Origin of the sequence: Empedobacter sp. UBA7620 (genome assembly GCF_002484185.1) — a bacterium.
GTDB classification, from domain to species: domain Bacteria; phylum Bacteroidota; class Bacteroidia; order Flavobacteriales; family Weeksellaceae; genus Empedobacter; species Empedobacter falsenii_C.
On the sequence record NZ_DLJI01000058.1, the window covers coordinates 22,183 to 28,703 of the forward strand.

Consider the following 6,521-nt stretch of genomic DNA (forward strand, 5'->3'; position numbering starts at 1 on the left):
TTAATTTATTTAGGACTATACTTAACAACATTTCATTCCTATGTTTTTAGGCTCAAAGAAATCCTCAAGCGTCAATATTTTTCCATCAGGATTATTTTTTAACCATTGTTTTGCTGTTCTTTCACTGCTATAAAATGAAACATGGTTGCAAAACGAGCCTCTAATATTACAAGTGTCAACAGATTCTACCCAAGAAATAAATAAAGGATATGGCTTTGTCCAAAGCAATTGACCACCATTTATTTGTAACTCAATAGGTGAACCATCAATAGGATCAGTAGAACGAACATTAGCTTCCACATCTAACCATTCAGTAAACAGAATAGCATCTACAACACACCAAGTGTATAGCATCTTACCATTTACAATAAACTGATGTTCGGTAGGAACTGTAGATAGACCAGAAAATGCAATAATATTTCCTTGTACATCGGTTTCGCCCAGTTTATTCAAAATAGCGTCCGCTTTATCTTTGGACACTTTTATTAGTTTATAAAATCTGTTTTTAGATATAGAACTGCCTTGCATCAATTCTTGAAATATTCGTAAAATAAAATCGCTATTCTTTATCTTAAATTCAGAAAAAAGAATGTCGTTTAATTGACCGTCAATATATTTTCGTTGATTTTTCATAAGTTTTCTATTTGGGGTTTTACTGCAAACATGCTTTACTTCCTATAATATCGCCATCTGATGCACTCCAGATATAAGAAAGACCATCTCCTGTTGCTGTAGCTGTTACTTTTGTGGTTGCCCCAATCGCAATGGTGCTTTGTTCCGCACTCAAATCTGTGTAAGAAATGGTCGAAGTACCTGTTGGGGTGGAAGAATTAGTACCGGGAGTTGAAGAATTTGTTGGTTTTACTTCCGGTTCCTGTACTTCTTTATTACAACTAGCTACTATCATCCCGATAGTAACAATGCCTAAAATTAATTTTACAGTTTTCATATTATTTAGAATTTTCTTTAAAGATTTCGGCTTTATAGCCTGTCTGCTCAATAACCTTGATGATAGCATCAGGATTTGTTTTCTTCGGGTCGTATTGGATGGTTGCCAAATCGCCCGGATATTCCACTTTGTGTTCAATTATGCCGTCCACTTCTTTCAGGGCATTTGAAATATGGTTAGAACAACCTGCACAAGTCATCCCCGTGATTTTCAATTTCAGGGTTTTACCTTCTTGTTGGTTTGTATTTGCTGTTTGTGCTTTACTGTCAGTCGGTTTGCAACATTGAGCATTGACCTGAGCAATTCCAATTAGGAATAAAGCACTCAATAGAATTATTTTTTTTTTCATTGTATAATTGTTTAATTAAATTCTTAAATACGAGAGGCAAAAAAATACTATTTCTTGCCAACCACTTTGTAACCTGTACCGTTGATGGCTTCTTCAATTTGAGCAACACTCACTTTAGTTTGGTCAAATTCTACTTTGGCAGTCGCTTCTTCATAAATCGCATCTATCTTAACAATGCCTGGTAATTTGTTAACGTCATTTTCTACGTGTGAAGCACAACCATTGCAAGTCATTCCTTTTACATCAAAAGTTATCGTTTGAATGTCAGAAGCATTGACGATTACAACTTCCTTGTTGTCGTTTGAAGGATAGAAAATGTGTGCGTAGTTCGGAAAAGCGAGCATCAAGGCTGCAAATACGGTTACAATTCCCAAGAATGTTTTGGTCTGCATAAAGGGTTTCTTTTCGTCTTCTTCGCAATCACATTGAATTTCTTCGGCTGTTCGTGGTTTAAGTTTCTGATACCAAGCAAAACCCAACACCAAAACAGTGATACCGATTAGATAAGGTCTTGCTGGTTCCATCCACGAAAATGTAGATGCCACTCCTGACGCTCCTGAAATAAGAGCCAATACAGGTGTAATGCAGCAAAGTGATGCTGCTACTGCCGAAAGCACTCCCGCTCCGACAAGTCTGTTGTTTTTCTTGTTCATACTGTTTCCTTTTTTGAATTGTTTATGATGTGTTTAAAAAATGGACGAAGTAAAGTCAGTTGCTCTTGTTTCAAAGAATAGAAGATGGTTTGCCCTTCTCTTCTTCCTTCAATGACATTTCCGTCTTTTAGTTTTCTGAGGTGTTGCGAAACGGCAGGAATGCTCATTCCGAGAATGTCTGAAAGGTCGCAAGGACAAAGTTCGTTTTCTTCTTCTAAGAGAAATAAGATTTTTAACCTTACTTCGTTTCCTGCCAATGCTAAAAGTCCACTCAGTTGACTGAATGCCTTGTCGTTGGTTTGAAGTATTTCTCTACAATTGTCTATTTGAACCTTGTCGGCAAACACACGGATACACGATTGATTGTTTTCCATAATTTCCTTGTTTAGGATTTAATAACGCAGCAAAGATACAAATAGTTTTCTTATTTAAGCAAATACTTAATTATAGTTTTTAACAATTCTTCTTTGTCAGCGGTGGGTGATTTAGCTCTTTTGGTTTTTTAGCGTTGGCTTTGAGTGTCGGAAAAACCAAATGTGCTAAATGTGCGGTGGGTTTTTAGGGTGACGCACAACGGTTTGGGTATTGCCGAAGGCGGGGAGTTTTAGCACCAAACTTCAATAGAAATACCAAAGTTCAAATATAGCAAAAATGTTCAATATAATTCCTTCAGCCCCGCTTTTGGCAATACCTTGTTACCTGCTGCCCTAATTTTTTATTAGGTTTTGTCAAGTTTTGTTTTGTCAAGTTGTCATAAAATGTTAATTTTGCAACCTCAATGAAAAAAACAACGCAAATATCTTCTCAAGTTACTCCGCCTTAATGGTTGGTTAATTGCTGTTTTTTCCCAATTCCTTTTATTGGTTTCTTTCGTGTACCCGAAATGCTGATTTTCGGTGCAAATTACATTTTATAAATTTTTACAATACAAATATCTTATGCAGAAAATTATCAATTTGTTTGATTTCAAACAAAAAGTAGATTACAAAACCGAAATTTTATCAGGTATTACCGTTGCTTTGGCTTTAGTTCCAGAAGCAGTTGCGTTTGCCTTAATTGCAGGACTTTCTCCGCTTGTGGGTCTTTATGCCGCTTTTATGATGGGCTTGGTTACGTCCATTTTAGGCGGTCGTCCCGGAATGATTTCGGGTGCAACTGGTGCAATAGCAGTAGTCATAGTTGTTTTAGCAAAAACGCACGGTGTGGAATACGTTTTTGCCACCGTTATTTTGGCAGGAATTATTCAAATGTTAGCAGGATTTTTAAAGTTAGGAAAACTTATCCGTTTGGTTCCGCATCCTGTTATTTTTGGTTTTGTGAATGGTTTAGCCATCATTATTTTTATGTCGCAGTTAGACCAATTCAAAGATGTTTCGGGCAATTGGCTCACAGGTTCAAATATGTATATTCTCTTGGCTTTGGTGGGTTTAACAATGCTTATTATTTGGGGATTGCCTAAAATTACAAAAGCTGTTCCCGCTTCCCTTACTGCTATTTTAGTGGTTTTTGGGTTGGTTTATTTTTTAAAATTGGATACCAAAACTGTTGGCGATATTGCTTCTATAAAAGGTGGATTTCCGCCGTTTCATATTCCTCAAATTCCTTTTAATTTAGAAACACTTCAAATCATTTTTCCGTATGCGGCTATTGTTGCAGGGGTTGGTTTGATTGAAAGTTTATTGACCTTGAATATTATTGATGAAATTACTGAAACAAGAGGACATAGCAATAGAGAAGCAGTGGCACAAGGAACGGCTAATATTTTATCGGGTTTCTTTTCAGGAATGGGCGGTTGTGCAATGCTTGGACAAAGCTTAATTAATGTATCCAGTGGAGCAAGAGCGAGATTATCTGGAATTATTGCATCTGTGGCTCTTTTAGTATTTATAATGTTTGGTAGTAGTTTAATTGAAAAAGTTCCGATGGCTGCACTTACTGGACTTATGATTATGGTAGCGATAGGTACGTTTGAATGGGCAAGTATCCGTATTATTAATAAAATGCCACGACACGACATTTTTGTAGGTATGTTAGTTGCTTTAGTTACTGTGTTGCTACACAATCTCGCATTGGCAGTTTTAATAGGAGTTATTATTTCAGCATTAGTTTTTGCTTGGGAAAGTGCTAAAAGAATACGTGCCAGAAAATACATTGACGATAAAGGAGTAAAGCATTACGAAATATTTGGTCCACTTTTCTTTGGTTCAACTACAGCTTTTACAGAAAAATTTGATGTAATTGGTGACCCCGAAGAAATAATTATTGATTTTAAGGAAAGTAAAGTGGTAGATATGTCAGCAATAGAAGCGTTGAACGTTTTGACACATCGTTATGCTAAGCAAAATAAAAAAGTACATTTGAAGCATCTAAGCGAAGACTGTCGACAATTATTGAAAAATGCAGAAAGTGTTATCGAAGTAAATATCATTGAAGACCCAACTTATAAAGTGATGTTAGATAAATAATTTTTTTTAGCGACTTTTCGAGGTCGCTTTCTTGTTGCGTAGTGTTTGGAAAGGGTTGCAGGTAACGTTTTGCAGCTTGGCGAAGTGGCGGAAATCGAAGCACAATTGTTCAGTTTTGCACAAAAGTTCAATCGAAGTATTGCCGTTGAATTTAGCACTAAACCCGCCATTTTGCCAAACTGCTGTTGAACTAAACCTCCAGTAGCTTTCGCTGCGATGATTTTGTACCTTAGTATATATTAACGATTAAATAATTGATACTATGGTAACTAAAAAAAATCTCCGGAGGAATTAAGAGCGAACAAATATTTGAATCGCGCTTGTAGTGAAATTAGTGGTTTTTCTGAACTACTACAACGTTTTGAACGAAATATTTCAATTTTAGGGCGAAGTAAACGCACTTTCGATAATTATTCGCGCCATGTGGCGGCAATGGCCTTACATTTTGGTTGTTTACCAACCGAATTAGACCCAGAACAAGTAAAGAATTATTTGTTTGAACTCCAACAACGCGCACAATCGCCTTCTCAATCGTATTTTAAACACACGGTTTACGGACTTCGGTTTCTACTAAAAACCGAAGATCTACCTTACGATTATCTTCATTTGCCCGCTATTCCTAAAGAAAAAAAGCTACCAGTTATTTTGAGTAGAGCAGAAATATGGCGCATGCTTCAACATGCCGATTTACTCAAACATCGCCTTTTAATTGGTTTGATTTATGGTTGTGGTCTGCGTTGTATGGAAGTGCGAAATATTGAGTTAAAGCACCTTGATTTTGATCGTAAATTGCTTCATATCGTTCAAAGTAAAGGTAAAAAAGATCGATATGTTCCACTTTCTGATCATCTCATTAGAGGGATTAAAAAGTATATTTCAGTAGAACATCCTACTACTTTTTTATTTACAGGCAACAGCAAAGATGCTAAAGGTTTTGATTCTCGTTACAGTCAACGCGGAGTTCAATGGGTAATTCAATCCATCTGTAAAAAGGCAGGAATTTTAAAAGATGTATACACGCATACCTTGCGCCACAGCTATGCTACGCATTTACTCGAAGATGGTGTAAATATTCTTCAGGTTCAGAAATTAATGGGTCATGAGCGTATTGAAACCACTATGGAATACCTACATGTTTGCCAATTAGAGCAACAAAAAGTACACAGCCCACTTGATACCGTTTTTGCTTTATGCAGCCGCAGTGGGAAGTAAGCGATGTGCTCAAAAAAGTGGCTTTATCCGATCAGTGTTTCACGGTTCATCAAGAGAAAACGTTAAGAGCATTGACCCTATGCAGAACAGCTGCTTTAGGCGGCCATGTAGATGCGTGCGATGCGTGTGGAAACATCCGTATTAGTTACAACAGTTGCCGCAATCGTCATTGTCCGAAATGTCAAGGCCATCAACGCGAAGAATGGATACAAGCTCGTGAACAGGATCTGCTACCTTGTTCATATTATCATTTGGTATTTACTTTGCCCGATACGCTTAATGGTTTGGCGATTTCACATCCAAAAATCGTTTATAAAATTTTGTTTGATTCGGTTTGGACCACATTAAATCAATTCGGAAAAACGGAAGGATTCCAACTAGGAATGATTGCTATTTTACATACGTGGGGACAAAATTTGAGTTTACATCCACATTTACATTGCATTGTTCCTGGTGGTGGAATTGATGCCAACGGTAAATGGAAACGCAAGATAAAAACCGATAAATATTTATTTGCAGTGAAAGCCTTGAGTAAGGTTTTTCGAGCAAAATACGTAGCTTTTTTACGCAAAGAAAAGCTTGCTGATACAACTGTCATCCAAAGTTTGTTTGAAAAGAATTGGGTGGTTTATGCCAAACGCCCTTTTGCCGGTCCAAAGCAAGTAATAGAATATTTAGGAAGATACACCCATAAAGTTGCCATCAGTAACCATAGAATTAAAAACGTAACCAATCAAGAAGTTACCATTAGCTATAAAGATTATAGAGATGGAAGTAAAACCAAGCAGCTTACTTTAAAAAACGAAGAGTTTACAAGGCGCTTTAGTCTTCATATTTTACCCAAACGCTTTGTGCGCATACGCCATTACGGCATTTTAAGCAGCAGTTGGAAA

8 protein-coding genes are annotated in these 6,521 nt (G+C 36.8%); 3 read left to right on the top strand and 5 right to left on the bottom strand.

From position 1 onward, the window contains the following. Nucleotides 1-21: 21 nt before the first annotated feature. From merB to B2217_RS15295, 5 genes are read right to left on the bottom strand one after another with little or no spacing between them, the layout of a single operon-like run. Nucleotides 22-633, bottom strand: a complete 612-nt coding sequence (merB, locus tag B2217_RS15275) for an organomercurial lyase (RefSeq protein WP_291067749.1) — start codon at nt 631-633, stop codon at nt 22-24. 19 nt (nt 634-652) lie between these two features. Continuing rightward, nucleotides 653-949, bottom strand: coding sequence for a hypothetical protein (locus tag B2217_RS15280; RefSeq protein WP_002978236.1), 297 nt, complete (start codon nt 947-949; stop codon nt 653-655). 1 nt (nt 950) lies between these two features. Beyond that, the gene (locus B2217_RS15285) at nt 951-1,298 is read right to left on the bottom strand and encodes a heavy-metal-associated domain-containing protein (protein ID WP_291067750.1); all 348 of its coding nucleotides are present in this window, start codon (nt 1,296-1,298) and stop codon (nt 951-953) included. Nucleotides 1,299-1,345: 47 nt separating this feature from the next. Beyond that, nucleotides 1,346-1,951, bottom strand: a complete 606-nt coding sequence (gene merTP, locus B2217_RS15290; RefSeq protein WP_291067751.1) for a mercuric transport protein MerTP — start codon at nt 1,949-1,951, stop codon at nt 1,346-1,348. Further along, nucleotides 1,948-2,325: an ArsR/SmtB family transcription factor gene (locus tag B2217_RS15295; RefSeq protein ID WP_027375684.1), complete on the bottom strand. Its 378-nt coding sequence runs from the start codon at nt 2,323-2,325 to the stop codon at nt 1,948-1,950. The genes merTP and B2217_RS15295 overlap by 4 nt, the downstream gene beginning before the upstream one ends. Nucleotides 2,326-2,889: 564 nt before the next feature. On the opposite strand from B2217_RS15295, the gene B2217_RS15300 reads away from it, so the two are divergent. The 3 genes from B2217_RS15300 to B2217_RS15310 all read left to right on the top strand — a co-directional run. Continuing rightward, complete coding sequence (locus B2217_RS15300) at nt 2,890-4,416, top strand: SulP family inorganic anion transporter (protein ID WP_115000917.1); 1,527 nt, start codon at nt 2,890-2,892, stop codon at nt 4,414-4,416. A 309-nt stretch (nt 4,417-4,725) separates the two neighbouring features. Then, nucleotides 4,726-5,628, top strand: coding sequence for a tyrosine-type recombinase/integrase (locus B2217_RS15305; RefSeq protein WP_115000913.1), 903 nt, complete (start codon nt 4,726-4,728; stop codon nt 5,626-5,628). Further along, the coding region (locus B2217_RS15310) for an IS91 family transposase (protein WP_291123033.1) at nt 5,607-6,521 on the top strand (915 nt) is incomplete at its 3' end. The genes B2217_RS15305 and B2217_RS15310, both read left to right, overlap by 22 nt.